The sequence below is a fragment of the Cyclobacterium xiamenense genome, assembly GCF_042140265.1.
In the GTDB taxonomy this organism is placed as follows: domain Bacteria; phylum Bacteroidota; class Bacteroidia; order Cytophagales; family Cyclobacteriaceae; genus Cyclobacterium; species Cyclobacterium xiamenense_A.
The window spans coordinates 4164442-4184534 of the sequence record NZ_CP159481.1 but is presented as its reverse complement, the minus strand read 5'-3'; the positions used below and the strand labels follow the sequence as shown (position 1 = coordinate 4184534).

The 20093-nt window shown below is 48.9% G+C and carries 16 protein-coding genes and 1 tRNA gene; 5 read left to right on the top strand and 12 right to left on the bottom strand.

Annotated features, from left to right (window positions below; all coding sequences use genetic code 11):
* The first annotated feature begins 2 nt into the window (after window positions 1-2).
* Together ychF and cas6 are read left to right on the top strand one after the other, a co-directional pair.
* The gene (gene ychF / locus ABWH99_RS16980; RefSeq protein ID WP_375583018.1) at window positions 3-1100 is read left to right on the top strand and encodes a redox-regulated ATPase YchF; all 1098 of its coding nucleotides are present in this window, start codon (window positions 3-5) and stop codon (window positions 1098-1100) included.
* A 110-nt stretch (window positions 1101-1210) separates the two neighbouring features.
* Window positions 1211-2104: a CRISPR-associated endoribonuclease Cas6 gene (gene cas6, locus ABWH99_RS16975; RefSeq protein ID WP_375583017.1), complete on the top strand. Its 894-nt coding sequence runs from the start codon at window positions 1211-1213 to the stop codon at window positions 2102-2104.
* Window positions 2105-2149: 45 nt separating this feature from the next.
* Here cas6 and ABWH99_RS16970 read toward each other — a convergent pair whose 3' ends face one another.
* The 4 genes from ABWH99_RS16970 to ABWH99_RS16955 all read right to left on the bottom strand — a co-directional run bounded on the left by ABWH99_RS16970 (window position 2150) and on the right by ABWH99_RS16955 (window position 6473).
* Window positions 2150-3427, bottom strand: a complete 1278-nt coding sequence (locus tag ABWH99_RS16970; RefSeq protein WP_375583016.1) for a DUF5103 domain-containing protein — start codon at window positions 3425-3427, stop codon at window positions 2150-2152.
* A gap of 16 nt (window positions 3428-3443) precedes the next feature.
* Window positions 3444-5363, bottom strand: coding sequence for an ABC-F family ATP-binding cassette domain-containing protein (locus tag ABWH99_RS16965; protein ID WP_375583015.1), 1920 nt, complete (start codon window positions 5361-5363; stop codon window positions 3444-3446).
* Window positions 5364-5434: 71 nt separating this feature from the next.
* On the bottom strand, window positions 5435-6358 hold the full coding sequence (locus tag ABWH99_RS16960; protein WP_375583014.1) for an aldose 1-epimerase family protein: 924 nt from the start codon (window positions 6356-6358) through the stop codon (window positions 5435-5437).
* A gap of 33 nt (window positions 6359-6391) precedes the next feature.
* Window positions 6392-6473: transfer RNA gene (locus tag ABWH99_RS16955), tRNA-Leu, on the bottom strand.
* Between the two features lie 567 nt (window positions 6474-7040).
* On the opposite strand from ABWH99_RS16955, the gene ABWH99_RS16950 reads away from it, so the two are divergent.
* The 3 genes from ABWH99_RS16950 to ABWH99_RS16940 all read left to right on the top strand — a co-directional run bounded on the left by ABWH99_RS16950 (window position 7041) and on the right by ABWH99_RS16940 (window position 10396).
* Window positions 7041-7436 carry a hypothetical protein gene (locus ABWH99_RS16950; RefSeq protein ID WP_375583013.1) on the top strand — a complete coding sequence of 132 codons (396 nt, stop codon included), beginning with the start codon at window positions 7041-7043 and terminating at the stop codon, window positions 7434-7436.
* 117 nt (window positions 7437-7553) lie between these two features.
* Complete coding sequence (locus ABWH99_RS16945; RefSeq protein ID WP_375583012.1) at window positions 7554-9920, top strand: TonB-dependent receptor domain-containing protein; 2367 nt, start codon at window positions 7554-7556, stop codon at window positions 9918-9920.
* Window positions 9920-10396, top strand: a complete 477-nt coding sequence (locus tag ABWH99_RS16940; RefSeq protein WP_375583011.1) for a thioredoxin family protein — start codon at window positions 9920-9922, stop codon at window positions 10394-10396. The genes ABWH99_RS16945 and ABWH99_RS16940 overlap by 1 nt, the downstream gene beginning before the upstream one ends.
* A 309-nt stretch (window positions 10397-10705) precedes the next feature.
* On the opposite strand, the gene ABWH99_RS16935 is transcribed toward ABWH99_RS16940, so the two are convergent.
* From ABWH99_RS16935 to ABWH99_RS16900, 8 genes are all read right to left on the bottom strand, one after another.
* Window positions 10706-11050 (bottom strand): hypothetical protein, encoded by a 345-nt coding sequence (locus ABWH99_RS16935; protein WP_375583010.1) that lies wholly within the window; start codon window positions 11048-11050, stop codon window positions 10706-10708.
* Window position 11051: 1 nt separating this feature from the next.
* A complete protein-coding gene (locus ABWH99_RS16930) occupies window positions 11052-11222 on the bottom strand; it encodes a hypothetical protein (RefSeq protein WP_375583009.1) in 171 nt (56 codons plus the stop codon).
* A gap of 335 nt (window positions 11223-11557) precedes the next feature.
* Window positions 11558-12019 (bottom strand): GNAT family N-acetyltransferase, encoded by a 462-nt coding sequence (locus ABWH99_RS16925; protein ID WP_375583008.1) that lies wholly within the window; start codon window positions 12017-12019, stop codon window positions 11558-11560.
* Window positions 12020-12072: 53 nt separating this feature from the next.
* Window positions 12073-12558 carry a methylated-DNA--[protein]-cysteine S-methyltransferase gene (locus ABWH99_RS16920; protein WP_375583007.1) on the bottom strand — a complete coding sequence of 162 codons (486 nt, stop codon included), beginning with the start codon at window positions 12556-12558 and terminating at the stop codon, window positions 12073-12075.
* A 963-nt stretch (window positions 12559-13521) separates the two neighbouring features.
* Window positions 13522-14955 carry an NADP-dependent isocitrate dehydrogenase gene (locus tag ABWH99_RS16915; RefSeq protein ID WP_375583006.1) on the bottom strand — a complete coding sequence of 478 codons (1434 nt, stop codon included), beginning with the start codon at window positions 14953-14955 and terminating at the stop codon, window positions 13522-13524.
* A gap of 159 nt (window positions 14956-15114) precedes the next feature.
* Window positions 15115-16167, bottom strand: a complete 1053-nt coding sequence (locus ABWH99_RS16910; protein WP_375583005.1) for a 2-oxoacid:ferredoxin oxidoreductase subunit beta — start codon at window positions 16165-16167, stop codon at window positions 15115-15117.
* Window positions 16142-18007: a 2-oxoacid:acceptor oxidoreductase subunit alpha gene (locus ABWH99_RS16905; RefSeq protein ID WP_375583004.1), complete on the bottom strand. Its 1866-nt coding sequence runs from the start codon at window positions 18005-18007 to the stop codon at window positions 16142-16144. The genes ABWH99_RS16910 and ABWH99_RS16905 overlap by 26 nt, the downstream gene beginning before the upstream one ends.
* The gene (locus tag ABWH99_RS16900) at window positions 18004-19785 is read right to left on the bottom strand and encodes an FAD-dependent oxidoreductase (RefSeq protein ID WP_375583003.1); all 1782 of its coding nucleotides are present in this window, start codon (window positions 19783-19785) and stop codon (window positions 18004-18006) included. The genes ABWH99_RS16905 and ABWH99_RS16900 overlap by 4 nt, the downstream gene beginning before the upstream one ends.
* Window positions 19786-20093 lie beyond the last annotated feature (308 nt).

Sequence of the window (20093 nt, the reverse complement as noted above, 5' to 3'; positions counted from 1 at the left end):
TCATGGGATTAAAATGTGGGATTGTTGGCCTGCCTAACGTGGGAAAATCAACTTTATTCAATGCTTTGTCAAGTGCAAAAGCAGAAGCTGCAAACTTTCCTTTTTGCACCATTGAGCCGAACGTAGGGGTGGTGACGGTTCCGGATCGCCGACTGCAGGTGCTGGAAGGGCTGGTTCACCCGCAAAAAGTCATTCCGACTGTAATTGAATTTGTGGACATTGCGGGCCTGGTAAAAGGGGCAAGTAAAGGAGAGGGGCTGGGCAACAAGTTTTTAGCCAATATTCGCGAGGTGGATGCAATCATTCATGTGGTGAGGTGTTTTGAAGATCCCAATGTGGTGCATGTAGCCGGTTCCGTCGACCCGATTTTTGATAAAGAAGTCATCGATACCGAATTACAGCTAAAAGACCTGGAATCGGTGGAGAAGAAAATGCTTCGCATAGAAAAAGTTGCAAAAAGCGGTGAGGCGAAGGCTAAAAAGCAAATGGAGAGCCTGTTAAAATTCAAAGATGCCTTGAAGGAGGGAAAGAACGCCCGGGCCGTGGAAGCTGACGAAGACGATCTCGAAGCTTTGCAAGACATCCATTTGTTGACGATCAAACCCGTTTTGTACGTTGCGAACGTGGACGAAAACAGCATTCAGGAGGGGAATGCACACGTAGCCCGACTGAAGGAAGAAGTCTCTCGGGAAAATGCCGAGGTGATCGTTCTCTGCGCAGCGCTGGAATCCCAGATTGCAGAATTTGACGATGTAGAAGAAAAAAATCTTTTCCTGGCAGAATACGGATTGGAAGAAAGCGGACTGAACCGCTTGATCGCCGCCGCCTACAGATTGTTAAATCTAATAACCTACTTCACGGCTGGCGTTCAGGAAGTAAGAGCCTGGACCATAAAAAAAGGATGGAAGGCTCCCGCAGCAGCCGGTGTGATCCACACCGATTTTGAGAAGGGCTTTATCAAAGCGGAAGTCATCAAACTAAAGGATTATGAGCAATACAAAACCGAGGCGGTCTGCCGTGAACACGGGAAAATTGCAGTTGAAGGTAAAGAATATGTAGTTTGTGACGGAGATATCATGCATTTTCGATTCAATGTGTAAATAAATTGAAATATTATTGTTATGTTTGCTGCAACTTATTTACCCATAAATTAGTTTATTCTGTAGTAATGTTGTAATAACTTATTGTTTAACTTTTCATTTTTAATGTCGTGAGAATTAGATTAATATTTTCCTTGAAGAACAAAGGGGCTTACTTACCCTTTCACCACCAGTACATCCTGGCACAGTTTCTCAAAGGTCTGATCGTTAAGGGAGGACAAGAAACGTTTTTTAACTACAATTACTTCAACTTTTCTGGTTTGAAAGGTCAGACCAAAGTGAGTAGAAGTGGTTTGCATTACTATTCCAGCTTAGTTACCCTGGTCGTATCTGCTCCGGATGAAGCGTTTATCGATTATTTGTTGGAGCAGGTATTTAAAACCCCAAAAATTGAGTTGGGAAACCTTATTTTATCTCCTGAGTACACAGAAAAGGAGATCGAACCACCTTTGGAGACGTCCAACAAGTTTGTTTGTATTTCTCCCCTCGTCCTCCTAATGCCCACCTTTGATGATGAATCCGGTAAACGGTTTATCAATCCCGATACGGATGAGTTTTCTGATTTGCTTTACGAATCCACGCTTACCCGTATGGAAAAATCCGGCTGGTACAACCAGGAGCAAATGGAGTCTTTTTACAAGTTTCAAGTCGTGCCGGACATGAATTACGTAAACAAACTGCGCGAACAGCAGAAGAAATTTGCCAGAATCTATTCGGTCTATGACATGGATGTAAAGTACGAAGTGAGAGGATACACCCTTCCCTTTACCTTATACGCTGCCGAGGAAGTGCAGGATTTTGTGTTTAAGTGTGGTTTGGGCGCTTTCACACACAAAGGGTTTGGCATGTTGGATTTGGCGAATAATATGCCCAGTCAGCGGACTGAACCTTATAAGTTTAAGCGAGAGGGCTTTGTTCCCTATCGTTCCCAAAGCCATGAGCCCAGAAGAAATGACGAACGGGCAAGTGGTGATAAAGAAGAATCATCGGAATCAGACGATTAATAAAAGAAAAAACCCGGGCTTTCCCGGGTTTTTTTTCGTCCTTTCTTAAAACCGTCTTTTATTGGGGTTGACGATCCCATACCCAATTAGTTCATCGTATCGCGACCCCATGTCACGGTAATAAAAGAACACCTCGTATTCGTTTTCTGTCTGAAAATGATTCCCTTCAAAAGGCTCTGTCTCCCAACCCTGTTCTCCGATGACTCCGTATGCGTAATCGTACCAGCCCTGCTTTAGAAACAGTGAGGCCTGGTACCTGCCTCCTTTCGGATCGTACACCATTTTTGACTCTGGTTTTTTTCCCCACTGACTCAAGGCCCCCAGTACAAAAGGGGGATCGGTAAGTTTCTCGGATTCCAGGTTAAACGTGAGTAATACGTATTCACTCTCGAGGTGGTGGTTTTGCCGCTCCACATTGAATATGCCAAATTGACCATTGATATCGAGGTATTCCAGGTAGCCCTGTCCCTTTCTCGAGGCATCCGGGCTTGCTTCTGCAAATACCACATCTTTTTCCATTTTAATTGCGGCGATGTTCCTTCCACGGGCACGAACGTAGCGTAAGTCGACAAAACGAAATTCATTTCCGGCAGGAAACGTGTTGCTCCCGTCAAAAAGGTGGTACTGCAACTGTTTTCGATCTTCCCGGATTTGGGTGTATCTCAATCCATAAATGGCATTGTCCCAGCGTTGGTTCTGGCGGATCACCAATCGGGTTTGGTTCATCGGGTCTACCAATTCTCGATTGCCATAGCCCACGGTGACATTTAGTTGCTGTCGTTGCATTCGGTCTTCGTTTCGGCTTGGCGGCACAATTTCTGCGCCGACGGCTACTTGGTTTTCGTATACCATGAATCGTTTTGTGAACACTATCGCCGATTTATCCCGGCCACGATACACTTGAATGACGTAATTGCCACTTCGGGTCACCCGTGGAATTCGAAAGGTATAATGGATGTAGGGAATTCGCGTATTGATACTGTACTCGTAGGAATTGACGTTGTATTCGTTGTACTGTTGAAGAAAATCTGGGTCTCGTAGGCCGGATTGGGTCCAGTCTGCATTGCAGTGAACCAACCTGGCCGAGTACCGGTCTGCTTCGTACGCGATATCGTCAAATGTCAAGACCAGTGGCACGGGACCGTTTAGTGCAATCACCGGAGAGCTCATCTGTGCCTCGAATTCCCCGGTTTCCGGATACACCTGTACGGTATGAATGTTTGGATCCAGCACCTCATCTTCGTATACCTGCCGGGCCTCCATCGGTCCTGAGGCTGCCATAAGTCCGGAAATAAAAAGTAATATCGATGCGAGCTGTTTCATGGCGAAGGAATCAATCTTAGTCCTGCAGGTTATCGATCTCTTCGGCCAGGTCCTCCCATTTTTTGTTGAGGCTGGCTTCCGTTTTTAAAAGGGCCGCATAGTTTGCCTGCAATTCCTGCATGCGTGCCTCGTCCTCATAGGCAGTAGGGTCGGCCATGAGGTTTTCCAACGTAGATTTTTTATTCTCCAAATCGGTGATTTCTTCTTCCAGTTTTTCCAAAGCGAGGGCGTTTTCGCGCCGCCGTTTTTTCAATTCGGGATCCGCCGGGCTCCCGTTGCTTTTCGTCGGCCGGGTATCTTTTTTTGGAGGAGGGCTCGCGGCAGCTTTTTCCTCTTTGGCTGTTTGCTGAGAACGCCAGTATACGTACTCATCGTAGGTTCCTGGATATTCCTTGATGGCATGGTCTTCGATGTACCAGATCTTATTGGCAACTCCCTGGATAAATAGCCGGTCGTGGGAAACCGTGACAAAAGTTCCCTCGTACTGTTGCAAGGCCTGTATCAGGATATTGACCGATTGGATGTCCAAGTGGTTGGTGGGTTCATCCAGCAACAGGAAATTTGCCTCAGAGATCAGTGTTTTGGCTAACGCTACCCGGGATTTTTCGCCACCGGAGAGTACTTTTATTTTCTTGAAGACATCGTCATTGGTAAATAGAAAGCATCCCAATACGTTACGCAACTCTGTCTCGGTTTTTTTACTACCTGCCTGGGAAAGCTCCTGGAGGATTTCGTTTTGTATACCCAAGGCTTCGAGCTGGTGCTGTGCGAAGAAGGATTTGATCACGTTGTAGCCTTCTTCCCTGTACCCCTCGATCGGCTCGGACCCATCGATAATACGCAATAAGGTGGACTTTCCTTTTCCATTCGCACCGATGAGGGCGATCTTATCTCCCCTTTCGATGCGAGCATGGGTGTTTTCTAGGATTTTGAGGCTGCCAAATGATTTGGAAACCCCATTCAATACGACCACGTCTCTTCCCGATTTTTGGGAGAATTTGAATTTAAAATTTACAGAGACCTCATCCCGAACTACCTCAGAGACCCGATCCAGCCGGTCCAATGCCTTGACACGGGATTGGACCTGATTGGATTTCGTCGCCTTCGCACGGAAGCGCTCAATAAAGCGTTCCGTCTGTTTGATCATTTGCTGTTGGTTTTCGTAAGCATTTTGCTGGATCTCTTCCCGTGCTACCTTTTCTTTTTTGTAGAAGGCATAGTTGCCGGCATAGCTGGTGAGGTTTCCCTGGGAAACCTCTACGGTGGTCTCGGTGCAGTTATTTAAAAATGTTTGATCGTGTGATACGACCACCACCGCGCCTTCGTAGGCCTTTAGGTAATTTTCTACCCACTGAATAGAGGGAAGGTCCAGGTGGTTGGTAGGTTCATCCAGCATCAGCAGGGAAGGCTTTTCCAAGAGTAGTTTGGATAGCATTACCCGCATTCTCCAGCCCCCGGAAAAAGTGCGTAGCGGTCGTTCCAGGTCTTTTGTCTGAAACCCGATCCCTTCCAGGACTTCTTCCGCTTTGGCTTTGATGGTGTAACCTTCGTTGGCTTCAAACCGATCCTGTAAATTCGCCAACTTTTGAAGGATCTGGTCCGAGTAGTCGGTCTCCATCTGTTTCAGCACCTGGTCAATTTCCTCCTGCAGGGCCAGGGTCTCTTTAAATGCCTCCAATGCCACATCCAAAATACTGTCCTCCGACTGGTAGGAGAGTAGATCCTGATTTAGAAACCCGATGCTACAGTCTTTGGCTTTTTGAATTTCACCGCCGCTAGGCTGTATATCCCCGTGAATGATTTTCAAAAGGGTGGATTTGCCGGTTCCGTTCAAGCCTACCAATCCGATTTTGTCTTTGGGCTTGATATGCAAGGAGGCATTTTCATACAGGGGACGTCCCCCAATATAATAGGATAGGTTGTTGATGGATAACATGCCGCAAAATTAAGAAATCTACGCGGTTTATGGCAGCCAATGCACAAAAAGGATTCCTTCGGATGGAGAAATTAGTCGAACAGGGTCAGGCTGAACCCTACTTCTCGTTGCTCCCCGGGAGATAGCACGTCGACCCCTCTTTTATTTTGAAGCAGTCCATCGTGATCGTATGCGTCGGCAATACCGTTCCACGGCTCAAGGCACAGGAATCCCGCATCCTGTTGTTTGGTCCAAATGCCCAGCCAGCGAAATTCTCCGAAATCCATGGCATAGCCTTTTCCGGTTTTTTGGCTACGGACGGAAACCGAGGTCGTGGGACCTACATCGAAAATCAGTGCATCATTTTGAAAAAGCTCCCAACGTAAGTCCAGTTTCCCCTCCTGTAGCGAAAGCACCTCTCTTTTTGATCCGATCAATCCATTTTTCAGGGTATATACAGAAAGCGAATCCAAGGCGGAGGAACCGAAATCCAGCCCATAGTCCTCGAAGCCTTCGATTTCAGGCTCAAGCGGACAGTTGAATCCTGGATGTGCGCCAATGCTGTACCATAGGTCCCGATTGGGGTCCGGATTGCTGACGCGGTATGCGACCCGCATACCGGTATCGGTCAGCTGATAGACGATTTGCAATGCGAAGGCAAACGGATAGATCGATAAACTTTTGTCGTCGGATTCAAGCAAGAATACCAGGCGGTCCTTCGATTGCTCTATTACCGAAAACTCCCGATCGCGAGCAAAACCGTGCTGAGAAAGGGGATAGGTCTTTCCCTGATACCGGTACCGATCTTCGCGAAGACGCCCAACAATGGGGAACAAGATCGGTGCATGCCGTCCCCAAATGGAAGGGTTTGCCTGCCAGAGGTATTCCAGCCCCCGGACACGTAGGCCGGTACACTCGGCGCCCAGGCTGGAAAAGCGCGCTTCAATGGGGCCTTTTTTAAGGAGTAAGGATTGAGTAGCGGTCATGCTGCAAGACAATTCGTATCGTTTTTTCAAAAAAAACCTTTCCAGAGGAAGGAAAGGTTGGTGTGCGCACGAGAAGATTCGAACTTCCACACCCGAAGGCACCACCCCCTCAAGATGGCGTGTCTACCAGTTTCACCACGTGCGCGAAATAGAGATGCAAAAGTAGCAAGATATCGCTACCCGTGCAAACAATTTACCCGACAAATATTTCTTAAAAAATGGAAAAAACGCAAGCTAGGGTAGGATTCTCTCCCTCCCCCAAAGAAAAGGGGCTTCCTTACCGCAGGACTACCCAGCGCACCTGCAAACCCAAGAAATGCCGACCGTTGACCCCGGTGTAATTCGCTAAGTAGCGATACTACCTGTATCGATTCCCCTGAGTTCGGGTGTAATTATTAGATTAGACTAACAAAAATATTTAACAAACACTAAATATATATTAGGTGAATATAAAAATAATTTTTTACCTTTGACCCGAGATAAATAATGTAAAAAAAGTGGTTGTAGGGCCGGTAACGATCCAGGTTTTGGGATTGTTTGCCTGCATTTCCGGTGCACCTACCGGCCCCTGATAGGGGAGTCCTTCCCGGATTGGGCCAAAGTAGATTAAGACATTGGCAAAGCGGGTAATCAAAGAAAATGAATCTGTAGAGGCAACTGGCCGCCCTTGGCCCTGCGAATGACCTTCAAATGAGATTGTAATCTGATGAAAATGGCGTCTACATACCGTAGAGATCGAGCCGTCCGGGCGGTCTTGTTGGCCTATTTTTTTAGCCTAAGTTGTCATGTGGTTTTTGTGCATTCTCATTGGAAGGAGGGCCGGCTTGTAGCACTCCACGCCCATCCTTATGATTTTGGCAGTGACGGAGGCGAACGCAAAAAGAAAGACACCCATTCCGACAAAGAGTACGAATTGTACAAGTTAATTTTCACAAGTCCGCTCTTGGAACTGGGGCTTGAAGAGGTCATCATTGCATGGTCTACCCAAACAATGCCGTTGCTTCCAGCCGTGCTCTCTGACGTTTTTAACGATTGGTTCCCTGCTTCCTGTTCGGTAAGAGGCCCACCATCGTTCGCTTCCGTTTTTTCCATGCCTTTGTTCCGCTGATGCCACCGGTACAAACCGGTTAGCGACCCACTTTGAGCAATGGCGTTTTTCCTACGTATTACCAGCAGGTGGGGTAAACTGTGGCAACAGTCCTTCACCCATTTCCAAAAGAAAACGATGAATGTTAAGCGAATAATCCAATTTTACCTGGTTTTTTTGATTAGTTTTTCTGCCCTGGCACAGCAATCCGGGTCGATCCAAGGGCTTGTCACTGGTCCGGAAGGGCCGGTGGTCCAGGCGACGGTCTTGGTGACGGAAACCGACTACGGTGCAATTACTGATTTTGAGGGTAAATTTACCATTTCAAATCTACCTGAAGGCAGCTATCGACTGAAGATTCGAGCGGTTGGATATGCTACTACCCAGGCCGATGTGGCCGTAGAAGCAGGTAAAATCACTCGTGTTGATCGGGTAATCAACGAAGACCGCTTCGGACTCAATGAGGTGGTGGTGAGCAGTAGTCGGTACGAGCTAAGCAAAGAAGATGCTCCTAGCCTCGTATCCGTCGTGGGTTCGAAACTGTTGCAAGCCACACAGTCGCAGTCGATGGTGGAGGGACTGAGCTATCAGCCGGGAGTGCGGGTTGAGGCAAATTGCCAGAATTGCGGCTTTACACAGTTGCGTATGAACGGACTAGAGGGTCCCTATTCGCAAATTCTCGTAAATAGCCGGCCCATATTCAGCACGCTTACCGGAGTATATGGATTGGAGATGATTCCTGCTAACGTGATTGAGCGCGTGGAAGTCGTCCGTAGTGGTGGCTCTGCATTGTATGGGTCGAATGCGATTGCAGGTACCGTAAATGTCATTACAAAAGATCCGGTGGAGAACAATTGGCAAATCGGATCGAACGCGGCCCTGCTCCGCGGAGCGGTACCGGACGTTTCGACCAATTTTAATGCCTCCGTGGTGAGTGAAGACCTGAACAGTGGGGTGACATTTTATGGCATGCGGAGAGATCGGGAAGGGTTTGATGCAGACCGGGATGGGTTTACCGAACTGGTTTCCCTCAACAACCTGACATTTGGTGCCAAGGCCTTTTACAAGGTATCCGAGTACAGCAAACTAACACTCGACATTAATGCGATTGAGGAGTTTCGCCGTGGGGGAGATCAGCTGGATTTGGCGCCTCACCTCGCCGATATTGCCGAGCAACTGGATCACAGCATCCTCAATGCGGGGTTGACCTACGATCGGTTCAGTAAAGACAAGCGATCAAAACTATCCACGTACGGTAGCATGCTTACCGGTACCCGGAGAAGCTATTACGGTGGACTGGGTGGAGAACGTACGCTGGCGGATAGCCTGGCAGCGACCAATGCCTACGGCCTGACCGACGATTTTGCCGGGGTAATCGGTTCGCAGATTACACACAATTTCAGCGGTAGCGATGTTTTTGTAGCAGGTGTGGAGTACCAGGGTAACGCCGTGAAGGACGAAATTTCCGGGTACGAAAAAATGATTGACCAGCGTGTGAACACCGTGGGGTTTTATGGACAATACGAATGGAAAACGAGCGATAAGCTGACTCTGTTTATGGGAACCCGCTACGATCGTGTTGGGGTCAATGGTACCTATGAAATCGGACCGGTCTCCCGACAGGTGGACTTTACCCGAGGCGTTTTCAGCCCCAGATTTACCCTGCTTTACGATTTGCTTCCAGGCGCACAGCTCCGAGCGGGCTATGCCAGGGGATTTCGGGCACCCCAAGCCTTTGACGAAGACTTGCACATCTCTTCGGTAGATGGGGAACAAAAGTTTGTCGTTTTGGCAGAAGATCTGGACATGGAAACATCGGATGCCTACACACTTTCCCTGAACGTGGGTAAAAATACCGGACTTGTGCAAAGCAATCTTCTGCTAGAGGGCTTTTATACCAACTTGTACAATCAATTTCAACGGGTAAATGTGGGGCAGATGGAGAATGGAGCCTTTTTGGAAGAAACCAGGAATGGAAGCGGTGCCACGGTGTCGGGTGTAAACATGGAATATGCCATTTCACCCTCAGCCCGCTATTCCTTTCAGGTAGGAGGTACCCTCCAACGGGCCCTTTACAGTCAGGACGAGGTACTTTTCGAACCGGAGGAAGGCTCGACGGAATTTCCGGCAGTTACGGTCTCGGAATTTATACGGACTCCCGATGTCTATGGATTTTTGAATGCCAGTTGGACTCCAAGTAAGATTTTCGGCCTTGATGTCACCGGTCTCTATACCGGCCCCATGACCGTTCCCTTATTGGTAAACGAGGAGGAATTTATAGAACTGATTGAATCTCCTGCCTTTATTGATGTGAACCTGAGACTTTCCTATCGTTGGGTGTTGACAAACCGGCTGAACCTGGAATTGAGTGGTGGAGTGCAAAACATTTTTGACAGTTATCAGCGGGAGTTTGATACCGGCCCCACGCGGGATGCAGACTTTGTATACGGTCCTTTGCGACCAAGGACCTTTTTTTTAGGTATAAAAATTGGTAATTTCCGTTGATGAAACGTTTCTTATTTTTGGTAATCTTTTCCCTCCTGAGTAGTATACTTACTGCTCAGGAGGAACCAAATTCGTATTGGCTGGATTTTGCGCAGCTGCAGGACTCCCTGGAACAGCATCCAAAGCCGGTATTGCTGTATTTTCAGACGGACTGGTGTACCTATTGCCGAAAAATGGAGGCCGAAGTTTTTAGCAAACCGAAAATCTCCACACTGCTTTCAGAAAACTACTACGCCGTAAAATTCAATGCCGAATATCCCGATGAGGTAATTTTGGGCGGCCAGGTTTTTACAAACGATCAATTGCACACCTCCAGAACGCCACTTCACGAACTGACAAGGTTGTTTAATGGAGGGGATTCCACCTTTGCTCCTCCCTTGATTTTGGTCTTTGATGATGCTTTCGTGTTGAAAAGCCGAGTCAACGCTTACATGGACTCCGCCAACCTGGAAGAAATGCTAAGGGAAGCCCTGTGACGGCTGCCACCAAAAAAAAGGCGGGTAGGGTAGGTTTCACGATTGATCCACCAAGTCACTCCTGAACCGATGATGCCAGAGTGGTTGTCATCACAGGCTCACCCGATCGCAGGCATGGTTGTACCGCTAGTGAGGCTCGGTAATCAACGGCCCTGAAGTGGTTGGTGTCCATCAGAGGAATAGTCGCCGGTTGGTTGGCGAGGATGATTGGCAAGTATTCTTCCGGAATATCGGAATTGATTAATTTTACCTAAGTAGTGCCGCAAACCATCCCTACCATTTATTCTGCGCAAATTTCGAGTTCAAGGGTCAAGAGTTCTTCTTCTTCTTCTTTTTGGGGGATTTTTTCTTTCCCCCGGCCTTTTTCGGAGGCTCGTTGGCCGAGCTATCAAAGTGTACACCGTCGCTATGCATATCGGAAATGGTCCGGGTGATGGTACGTTTTAACTTTTCTTTGTCTTTTTGTGGGGTTTCATTTTCCTCAAACAGATCGCTCAACGCGTTAAACAACGCCGCTCGTGTGGGGCCGGTCGCTTTTTCGTATTCGTAAGGTTCTTCCTCCATTCGGTTGAATTCCTTCAGCGATGTGACGATAAACACCACAAACGATGCGACAACCGCGATTGTTAATAAAATTACGTCTATATTTTCCATATTATCGTTTTCTATTGAATAAAATCAGAAAGCCGAGGATGGTAGGACACCACAAACCAATGAAGATTGCTTTCAAAGGTTCGTTGGCAATAAGAAAGTAGTATTCGGATACACCTATGAGAACGATGACCAGAATCATTAATACGATTTCTGATTTTTTAAATTTTTTCATGATTTTTTGTATTTCGAAGTGCGAATTCCCGATTGGAAGTAGATTGGTACGGGAGGCTCGGTATGCCTGTGCGCCAAGAAGCGGTTTGATTTGCGCTGTCCTTCCAGGATACTGTTGCGACGGAACATACATACAACCCAAAAAACGAAAGTAAGTTTTGATTTTTTTCGATTTCTGCGGCCGGAGATCGGATTAAAAGGACGGTAAACCCGGGAAAAATGAAAGAACGAGTGGGTTAGCGGTGGGGTTGGTTCGCCTGCTCCAGCGATTGTCCCTGGGCGGGTTCCTCTGGAAAAAGTAGCAAACATCTTTTGGAGAAGAATGAACCCGTGCAGTTAAAAAACGAATTCCATTTTTATATCGCAACGCTGGTAGGTGCCCGGCTCCATGGGTATTTCACGGAAGCCCAGTTTTCGGTAAAGCGCCAGTGCCGGTGCCAGGATGGAGTTGCTGTACAGGAGTACTCTGCTTGCCCCGTGTCGTTTCGCCCAGCCCAATGCGGCCTGGCCCAATAACCGGCCTATCCCTTTTCCCTGCGCTTTGGGTAACACACCCATTTTGATTAATTCGTACTGCCCGTCTCCCATATTTTTCAAGCCGACCGTACCTACAATGAGGCCTTCCCATTCCGCGAACAACACTTCCCCCCCCTGATGAATGAGTGTTTCCCGTGGTGTTTGAAGTTGGGCTACATCGAATGGTTCCATACTGAAATGAGCTTCTATCCATTCCCGGTTGATCTTGAGAAAATGGGGAGCCAAGGCATCGCTGTACGGGTGAATTCTAACGGTGTCCATAACCAAAAATAAGCAACTCGACCGGTATAGTAAAGAAAATAAAGGACAGCAGCTTAAAAACCCAGGTCAAATTGGTTACCCGGTTTGTCTTTTGATTCCAATTGCAGCAACTTCAGTTTCCTCCAAAGTCCGCCTGCATAGCCGGTAAGTTCTCCGGTGCTGGCGATAATACGGTGGCAAGGGATCACTACCAGCAGCGGGTTGGCGCCAATCGCGGCCCCGACCGCCCGAACAGCGGTGGGTTTCGCCAGGGCTTTCGCAATGTCGTGATACGAAACGGTGTGTCCAAAGGGAATCTTATTCACCTCCATCCAAACCTTTTTTTGAAAAGTGGTGCCTCCGATACCTACCGGAATATCGAAAACGGTCAGTTCACCCTTGAAATAGGCCTGCAGTTGCTTCGTGATGTCTTGAAAAAAAGGGGATTTGGCTTTTTTTGATTCTTTTTCATCGGTGAAGCTAGAAGATAATAGAAACCCATCTTCTGCGACCAGACGAATATTACCTAAGGGAGATGCCATTACCACTGTTTCTTTCATATCCTCTACAACTTTAAAACTAAAACCAAGGTTTCACCTCGACTGAATCAGCGAACTGCTGCGGCTATTTCCTGTTGAAATGACTCATTTACCCAGCCCTTGTAGGCTAAAAAATACCGGCGTTTGGTGGCACACCAAGGGAATGCCTTAGGCAAATGGGGCCATCACGTAAACAGGTTTCGGCGGAAAATGTTGCCGAAAATGGATGTGCCGGTAGGTAATTGAGCGCCCAAAGGTAAGCTTTATTTTTAGGTCTACCAAAGAATCAACCATTATGGCATCGGAAGAAGCAGGCTCCCCACTACTTGTCGGCGATTCGCAGCCGTGTAGGGTTGTTCGCTCGAGTTGCCGAAGCAGCGTACAAGTAGCCTTTTTTCGCAGGCATATCGGTTTGGATGAACCCTTTGCGCGTGTAGAACATTGGATCGATCCTTTGCAGGATGGAATCCTGAAAAATAACGTCCTGCTCGAATCGAGCGGCCGAGCCGCACGAATCGGTACACGTGAAAAATCGGTGGCGTTGATGCTATCTCCGTAAAGCCATTGTTAGCCACCGGTTGGTTGCTTCCGAAAACACCATTGAAAGTGACAGCATTTATCTAAGCTAACCGGAGGCTACGAGGCAGGACCCTCCGGGCCTCGCTTACCGGTAGGTCAAAAGGGTTAGGATTAGCGTCGCTACTTGCATGATGCAAGACCGGGATTTTTTTGGCGGATCCCTACCCTGCACGGAAAAAGCTGACCGGGGCATGGGAACCCGCTTCATCGGACGTTCCTGGAAATACGGCATTCTGGCAAGTAAGGAGTTGCGGCCGTACCCGTTGAGGTGGAGAGGGTACAGCGATGCCAGGTATTCTGCCAGTCGGGTGACGAAACACGTTCGACCACTTCAGGCAGGCATCGCACCTGTAAACCAAGGGCCGCCGTCTCCGGTTAATAAGGGACGGCGGACCGGGTTGCCTGCTATTGCCCTTGCCCCAGGGAGTAGCCTTTTTCTCCGTCAAAGGCGTAAAGGTTTTCGGTTTTGATTACCTCTACTCCGTTTTCGACAGCATGCCCCAGTAGCTCGGCTATCCCCATACCCGTTTTGGCTGCTCCCGGCAGGAGTTCAAACCGACATCTCCAATGATCCGTGCAAAAAGTCTCTTCGAATCCCTCAGGCCAAACCTTGACGCCACGATTGGTGATCATGGTCAGTTGGAAGTCCTGGTGAAGTTTACGTATTTTTGAAGCCAGCTCGTCTGAGTCGCTTCCTTTCCAATCGATAAAAACATCGACTCCCTGTAATGTTTTTTCACGCGGTTTCTTTCGCTGGTAAGGTGGAATGTGAATTTTTACCTCTTTTGCGTAGGATACCGGCTTTATCTGAGTGGGCGTTTTTCCGAGTCGCTCCACTACGGCCTTGGCAAAGTCCTGGGTACCTACTTTTTGTTTGCTAAGTCCGGTCCGGAAAATGTCCTCTGTATGAATGCCTTCTTCCAAAGTACAAGACCATGCGTTTTTTATTGTTTCAGCTGTTTCCGATTGGCCAATATGGTTTAGCATCATGATGCTGGCGCGCAGTAAACCCGAGGGATTGGCAAGATCCTTACCGGCAAGTGGAGGAGCGGATCCGTGTATGGCTTCAAAGAGCGCACACTTTTCTCCAATATTAGCCGATCCTGCCAGTCCTACAGATCCGGAAAGTTGGGCCGTGATGTCCGATACCACGTCACCGTACAGGTTGGGCATTACCAGTACGTCAAACATCTCCGGTGTATCAGCGAGGCGAGCAGCTCCGATATCGATGATCCAGTTTTCGGACTCAATGTCGGGATACTCTGCAGCAATTTCTTTAAACACCCGATGGAATAAACCGTCGGTTAACTTCATGATATTGTCCTTGGTGAAGCAGCTGATTTTTTTCCGATGGTAAAGACGTGCATATTCAAATGCATAGCGAATAATGCGCTCGCATCCAGGCCGGGTAATCAGCTTCAAGCATTGAACCACTTCGTCGGTTTGTTGGTGCTCGATTCCAGCATATAGATCCTCTTCGTTTTCGCGGATCACCACCAGGTCCATTTCCGGATGCTTTGTGGGAACAAAGGGGTGAAAGCTCTTGCAGGGTCTGACATTGGCGAAAAGACCCAGGCTTTTTCGAAGGGTGACATTCAAACTCTTGTACCCACCCCCCTGTGGTGTGGTCATGGGAGCTTTCAACAATACCTTGTTTCTACGGATGCTGTCCCAGGCATTTTTGCCGATCCCGCTGCTATTTCCTGCCAGGTATTCTTTTTCCCCCATCTCTACAGGGTCCCACTTTACTTTTACTCCGGCCGCCGTCAAAATTTGCAAGGTGGCTTCCATGATTTCCGGTCCAATTCCATCTCCGTGGGCTACACTAATTGATTGCATATTTGTCTTACTTTTGATCCATTGCAAAAGTAAAAAACAAAATTTATTAATTTTTATTTATGTTTATAATAAAAAACATAAAAATAATTAATATCGATTCGGTTCACATCGGTGGATATATTGGCATGCAGCTTATCGCCTGTTCGCACCCTTATTGGATTAGCGGAGACTTTCGTTGATAGCGTCCAAAACGGCCGGTCCTGGGCACAGTTCCGCTTCCTCCAGGGAATTCAGTGCGGTATCCGTGGTATTCAGGATCCCGTGCAAATCCTGGTATCCCGTGTGAATGTACAATAAACCGGTTAGGATTCGGTCGCTCGCACGCGCCTCCTGAATCGCATTGACGGCAGATATTCGATCTTCGGGATCCCAGTCGCTGGCTAGTTTTTGCAAGTTCATCACCGAACCATCGTGCAGCGTTACTTCTGTCTCCGACCCTTCCGGGTAGCTTGCATGGACGGGTTTTCGTTTGGGGACAAGGTCCATTTTTCCTGTGGCTTGCATGTGTTCCCGGACATAATCGTAGGACTTTGTAGATCCGGGATTGTTATTAAAGGTGACGCAGGGCGACATGACGTTAATGAACGCCAGGCCTTTGTGCTGGACGGCTGCCTTGATAAGCGGGACCAGTTGTTGTTTGTCTCCACTGAAGCTTTGTGCAACAAAGGTCGCTCCGAGTTCCACAGCGAGGCTAGCCAGGTCCACGGGTTGGAAAGGGTTGATGTGGCCGGATTTGCTGGTGGATCCTCGATCTGCGGTGGCCGAATCCTGCCCTTTTGTGAGGCCATAGCAGCCGTTGTTCATCACAATGTATACCATATCGAGGTTACGTCGGACGGCATGCACGAACTGTCCCATGCCGATGGAAGCGGTGTCGCCATCTCCGGAAACTCCAAAGTAGACCATGTTTTTATTGGCCATGTTTGCGCCCGTCGCAACAGAGGGCATCCTTCCGTGTACGGAGTTAAATCCGTGGGAATTGCCCAGGAAGTAGGCGGGTGTCTTGGAAGAACAGCCGATTCCGGAAATTTTTGCGACGAGATGGGGCTCGATTGATAACTCGAAACAGGCTTGTACAATGGTGGCACTGATGCTGTCGTGCCCACACCCGGCACAGAGCGTTGATAGGCTTCCCTCGTATTCTTTGAGCGTGTAGCCCAGTTTATTTTTTGGCAAACGGGGGTGTCTAAATAGAGGTTTCAGGTAGCTCATGGGACTGGGCGTTAGTTTGTTTGAAATAAGCGGCGATTTGTAGGGCGATCTGATCGGCTGTGATGGGCATGCCATCGTAATTCAAAACCGAGACCAGTTTTTGGGGAGATAATTGCATTTCCTGAATGAGTAGGTCGCGCATCTGCCCGTCCCGATTTTGCTCGATGACGAAAATCCGCTGATGCGCATGAATAAAAGCTTCGATTTCTGCTCCGAAGGGGAAGGCCTTGATCCGCAGGGCATCCAGCTGTATCTCCTGCTCTGCCAGGAGGTCGCGTGCTTCTTCCGATGAAAAGGTGGAGGTACCAAAGAAAACCATGCCCCAGTCGCAGTGATTTTGTTTCTGATAAACCTGAGGTTTGGGCACGAGCTTTTTGGCAGTTTCCCATTTCACGATCAAGCGATCCATGTTGCGTTTGTAGGCCGCACTGTCCTCGGTGTACACTGCATATTCATCCCGAGATGTTCCACGGGTGGTAAAAGCCCCTTTCGTCGGATGCGTTCCCGGGTAGGTTCGGTAAGGGATTCCATCACCTTCCACATCCAGGTACCTGCCGTACCGACCCATGGCCTCCAACGCTTCCTTGGAAAGTACTTTACCCCGGTCGAATCGCTGGTTTTCCGGCCAATGAAAGGGCTCGCTGAGGTGGTCGTTCATGCCCAGGTCCAGGTCGGTCATCAGGATCACCGGTGTCTGCAGCCGATCGGCCAGGTCAAAACAGGCAGCCGTCATTTCAAAACATTCCTTTGGAGTAGCGGGGAAAAGCAGGGGATGCTTGCTGTCACCGTGTGAGGCATAAGCGGCTAGGGTAATGTCCGACTGCTGGGTACGGGTGGGCATGCCGGTACTGGGGCCCGCCCGCTGCACATCGATCAATACAGCAGGTACTTCGGCAAAATAGGCCAGACCAATAAATTCATTCATCAGAGACACCCCCGGTCCGCTGGTAGCCGTTAGCGCCCGCGCACCGTTCCAGTTGGCCCCGATAACCATTCCCATGGCGGCGAGTTCGTCTTCGGCTTGAATCACAGCGTAGCGGTTTTTTCCGGTTTCTGGATCTACCCGATAGAGCGAAGCGTACTTTTCGAAAGCCTCGGCTACGGAGGTAGAAGGGGTAATGGGATACCAGGCCATCACCGTCGCGCCTCCAAAGACCGCTCCCAAGCCACAGGCGGAATTCCCGTCAACAAGTATTTTGTCCCCGATAAGATTTCGGCGTTCCAAAAAGAAATCAAGCGGGTAATCAAAATGCTCCCGTACATAGTCCATGCCCAGTTGCAGCGCTTTGAGATTTGGGCCGATGAGCTTTTCTTTGCCGGCGAATTGTTCGTGGAGCAATGTTTCCAACACCTCATATTCGATCTGCAGCAATACTGCCAATGCCCCTACGTAAATGATGTTTTTAAACAACTGCCGCTGCCTGGGATTACTAAAATGTTCATTTGAAAGATCCATCATCGGAACCCCCAAGTAGTGAATGTCTTCTCGAATCAGGTCAGGAGCAAGTTTCTTGGTACTATCGTACATGAGGTATCCACCTTCCCTTACGCTGGCGATGTCTTGCTTCAGGCTTTGGGCGTTGACGGCTACCAGTAGATCGATTCCTTCCCTTCGCCCCAGATAGCCTTTTTCACTCACCCGTACCTCGTACCAGGTGGGCAGTCCCTGTATGTTGGAGGGAAAAATGTTTTTGGGGGTCACGGGAATGCCCATCCGAAAGATGGCCTTGGCAAACAGAAAATTTGCGCTGGCTGATCCGGTTCCGTTGACATTGGCAAACCGGGCAACAAAATCGTTGACTCCTGCCTGGGGGCGCCGGAGGGTAGTGGGGATGGTCATAGGTTTTCTGCTTTCGTAACACTGTAGAGAAACTGCTGCATGTCCCAGGCGGAAGTAGGACAGCGCTCTGCGCAAAGCCCGCAGTGCAGGCAAACGTCCTCGTCTTTTACCATCACCCGACCGGTTTTTAGCGGTTTGGAGACCAGGAGGTCCTGAGATTTATTTTCTGCAGGAACAAGCAGTTTTTCCCGCAGCCGATCTTCCTCTGCCTCGTTGGTTGTAAAGGTGATGCAGGAGGTGGGACAGATGTCCATGCAGGCGTCGCATTCAATGCAACGATCCGCAGTAAAATCGGTCTGCACATCGCAATTTAGGCAGCGTTGAGCTTCTTTGTACCCCGTAGGCGGGTCAAAGCCCAATTCCACTTCCTTTCGCCGGTCCAGGAGCGTGAGGGATTTCTCTGCCTGGGGAACCAGGTAACGTTGGTCATTGGTGACCGGGCTATCGTAACTCCATTCGTGAATGCCCATCTTCGTGCTGAACAATTTGGTGAAAGGAGCAGGACGTTGGTGTGGGTCTTTTCCCTGGCAATACAGGTGCATCGATACGGCTGCCTGGTGGCCGTGGGCCACAGCAGTGATCACGTTTTCCGGGCCGAAAGCTGCATCTCCACCAAAAAAGACTTTGGGATGGGTGGATTGGAAGGTGGTCTGGTCCACTACCGGCATTCCCCATTCATCAAAATCAAGCCCAATATCCCGCTCAATCCAGGGAAAGCTGTTTTCCTGCCCTATCGCAATCAATACCTCGTCTGCCGGAATGAATACGTCGGGTTCTCCCGTGGGAACGAGTTTACGTTTGCCATTTTGGTCGTAGTGGGCATTTACTTTTTGGAATTTCATTCCCTTCAATACCCCATTTTCTACCTCGAAGCTTTGTGGGACGTGGTTGTCCAATATGGTTACGTCCTCATGTTGTGCATCCTCTTTTTCCCAGGGGGACGCCTTCATGTCCTTGAAAGGACTTCGCACGACCACCTTTACTTCTTCCCCGCCGAGTCTTCGGGAGGTGCGGCAGCAATCCATAGCGGTATTACCCCCACCTAAAACGATTACTTTCCTGCCTATTTTATTTACGTGCTCAAAAGCCACGCTGGCAAGCCATTCAATGCCAATGTGAATTTGTGCATCTCCTTCTTTTCTGCCGGGTAATTTCGGTAAATCTCTGCCTTTGGGAGCACCGGTGCCAATAAACACCGCGTCATAGTCTGCATCCAGCACTTTTTTCAGGCTTGCTACATAGGTTAAAAATTGCGTGTGAATACCCATATTCAGGATATAACCCACCTCTTCATTCAGCACCTCCTCCGGAAGTCGAAATGCGGGAATCTGGCTGCGCATCATACCTCCACCGGCTATTTGTTCATCAAACAAATGAATTTCGTAGCCCAAAGGCGCCAGGTCTCTGGCTACCGTGAGGGAAGCCGGCCCTCCGCCGATCAACGCGATTTTCTTTCCGTTGGGTGGAAAGGGAGCCTGGGGCATCAGCGACTGCACGTCCCCTTTTTGGTCGGCCGCTACCCGCTTCAGACGGCAGATGGCTACCGGTTCCTCTTCAACGCGACCCCGACGGCAGGCGGGTTCGCAGGGACGGTCGCAGGTGCGCCCAAGAATTCCGGGAAACACATTGGACTCCCAATTGATCATGTAGGCTTCTGTGTATTTCTCTGCAGCAATTTTGCGGATGTATTCCGGCACAGGGGTGTGAGCAGGACAGGCATACTGACAGTCCACAACTTTATGGTAATACTCCGGGTTCCGGGTATCGGTTGGTTTCATGGCATGCTGGGTTTATGCTAATTGGTTCGTAAAGCAAAATAATTTTGTAAAATTTAACCACCAAAGCAAATGAATTAGTAATTTTTTTCTCCTTTTTCTTCACAAACCTTTTGTGGGCAAGTTTGGGCTGATTCCATCTAATGGGGATCAGGGCATCGAAAGCGGGGCAGTGGCTGCCAGCCGGCAGGGGAATCATGGGCACAAAAAATATTTTGCAGGCAACTTGGTGATTCTAAGGGTTGGGAAGATCTCAGGAGCCAGTCTTTTTTTTAATTTCGTTTTTTCCCGGTGCCGACCTTCATTAACAG

Excerpts from the sequence above, each read along its gene's own strand:
- ABWH99_RS16900 (WP_375583003.1), bottom strand. The coding sequence starts at position 19,785 with ATGAAACCAACCGATACCCGGAACCCGGAGTATTACCATAAAGTTGTG.
- ABWH99_RS16905 (WP_375583004.1), bottom strand. The coding sequence starts at position 18,007 with ATGACCATCCCCACTACCCTCCGGCGCCCCCAGGCAGGAGTCAACGAT.
- ABWH99_RS16965 (WP_375583015.1), bottom strand. The coding sequence starts at position 5,363 with ATGTTATCCATCAACAACCTATCCTATTATATTGGGGGACGTCCCCTG.
- ABWH99_RS16945 (WP_375583012.1), top strand. The coding sequence starts at position 7,554 with ATGAATGTTAAGCGAATAATCCAATTTTACCTGGTTTTTTTGATTAGT.
- ABWH99_RS16930 (WP_375583009.1), bottom strand. The coding sequence starts at position 11,222 with ATGAAAAAATTTAAAAAATCAGAAATCGTATTAATGATTCTGGTCATC.
- ABWH99_RS16925 (WP_375583008.1), bottom strand. The coding sequence starts at position 12,019 with ATGGACACCGTTAGAATTCACCCGTACAGCGATGCCTTGGCTCCCCAT.
- ABWH99_RS16970 (WP_375583016.1), bottom strand. The coding sequence starts at position 3,427 with ATGAAACAGCTCGCATCGATATTACTTTTTATTTCCGGACTTATGGCA.
- ABWH99_RS16915 (WP_375583006.1), bottom strand. The coding sequence starts at position 14,955 with ATGCAATCAATTAGTGTAGCCCACGGAGATGGAATTGGACCGGAAATC.
- ychF (WP_375583018.1), top strand. The coding sequence starts at position 3 with ATGGGATTAAAATGTGGGATTGTTGGCCTGCCTAACGTGGGAAAATCA.
- ABWH99_RS16920 (WP_375583007.1), bottom strand. The coding sequence starts at position 12,558 with ATGAAAGAAACAGTGGTAATGGCATCTCCCTTAGGTAATATTCGTCTG.
- ABWH99_RS16910 (WP_375583005.1), bottom strand. The coding sequence starts at position 16,167 with ATGAGCTACCTGAAACCTCTATTTAGACACCCCCGTTTGCCAAAAAAT.
- ABWH99_RS16935 (WP_375583010.1), bottom strand. The coding sequence starts at position 11,050 with ATGGAAAATATAGACGTAATTTTATTAACAATCGCGGTTGTCGCATCG.
- ABWH99_RS16950 (WP_375583013.1), top strand. The coding sequence starts at position 7,041 with ATGGCGTCTACATACCGTAGAGATCGAGCCGTCCGGGCGGTCTTGTTG.
- ABWH99_RS16940 (WP_375583011.1), top strand. The coding sequence starts at position 9,920 with ATGAAACGTTTCTTATTTTTGGTAATCTTTTCCCTCCTGAGTAGTATA.